We start from the raw sequence: 1,260 nt of genomic DNA on the forward strand, positions 1-1,260 counted from the left end.
GAGGCCGCGGAGTACGCGGATGGCACGGTCACGTATCCGTCCCACACCGTCGGCCCGAACGGCGCCGAGCGCGTCGGGACGATCGACCTCCGCGAGTACGAGGGCCGGGTCGTCACGTGGACGACGTCGACCGCGACGCCACCGGGCGTTCGTGAGCCGAACACCCTCGCCATCGTCGAGTTCGATATGGGCGACGACTACGACGGGCCGCCGGTCCGCGCGCTCGGGCAGATCGCGGAGCGCGACGGGGAAAGCGGCGACGCGGACGGAGCCGGCGAGCAGTTCGACGTCGACATCGGCGACCGCGTCGAGCCCGTCTACGCCGACGAACTGCGCGAGCCGGGCGCCGGGATCCGCGAACCCGAGAGTCAGGACTGGGACGGCTTCAGGTTCCGGCCGGTCGAGGGGTAGCCGCGCTCGCGTTTTCTCGTCGGTTCACACCCGCCGGAATTCCCCGAGCCGCGTCCCGTCGAGCAGGTACGCGTCGCCGGCCGGCAGCGCGTCCGGGAGGAACGGCGCGAGGAACGACTGCCCCTCGACGTTCACCCACGTCCCGCCGGACCGCTCGTTGAACGCGGGGAAGACGACGAGTTCGGGCGGGACGGGACCGTCTCCCTCGTGTCCCCCGTCTTCCACGAACGCCGCGGGATCGAGTTCCCCACGGAGCCACGCGCGCTCGGCTCGCGAGCCGCCGACTGCGTCCGCCAGCCGCACTTGTGGGTGCTCGTGGCCCATGCACACCACGCCGGCGTCGAGGAGCTCCGGGTCCGGCCACGTGTGGCCGTGGCAGACGGCGACGGTCTCCCCGAGCACGCCGCCGCCCGCGCCGATCACGTCGAGGTCGTCCGCGAACGCCTCCGCGACGCCCGCGTCGTGGTTCCCCTCGACGAGCGTCATCGGAACGCGGTCGGTGACGGCGGCGATCAGCGTCTCCAGCTCCGCGCGCTCGTCGCCGTCGGGCGCGCCGATCCGGTGCGCGAGGTCGCCGAGGACGACGAGCCGGTCGGCGTCGGTCTCGTCGAGGAGGGAACAGAGCCGCTCGCGGCGCGCGTCGGCTCGGGAGTCCAGTTCGACGCCGCGCTCGTAGCGCAGGCCGACCTCGATGCCGGCGTGGACGTCGGCGACGAGCAGCGCGCGCTCCCCGCCGAGGTCGGCCACGGCCGCGGGCTCCCCGACGACCGGTTCGACGGCGGGCGACGCGGCGGCCCCCATCAGATCGGCTTGAGCAGCCCGTCGCCGGGCTCGTAGCACTGCCCGCTC

Annotated in this window: 2 protein-coding genes; one reads left to right on the forward strand and one right to left on the reverse strand. The window is 73.8% G+C overall.

Annotation, left to right across the window (positions count from 1 at the left end; translation table 11 throughout):
• Nucleotides 1–411: hypothetical protein (locus U4E84_RS17765; protein WP_322533403.1), on the forward strand; the 411-nt coding region annotated here is incomplete at its 5' end.
• A gap of 24 nt (nt 412–435) precedes the next feature.
• Here U4E84_RS17765 and U4E84_RS17770 read toward each other — a convergent pair.
• On the reverse strand, nt 436–1,212 hold the full coding sequence (locus U4E84_RS17770; RefSeq protein ID WP_322533404.1) for a metallophosphoesterase: 777 nt from the start codon (nt 1,210–1,212) through the stop codon (nt 436–438).
• Nucleotides 1,213–1,260 lie beyond the last annotated feature (48 nt).

It is taken from the genome of Halorubrum sp. AD140 (assembly GCF_034497445.1).
Taxonomy (GTDB): domain Archaea; phylum Halobacteriota; class Halobacteria; order Halobacteriales; family Haloferacaceae; genus Halorubrum.

What these genes read in the sequence shown, in the direction of transcription:
- U4E84_RS17770 (WP_322533404.1), bottom strand. Translation starts at nt 1,212, where the DNA reads ATGGGGGCCGCCGCGTCGCCCGCCGTCGAACCGGTCGTCGGGGAGCCC.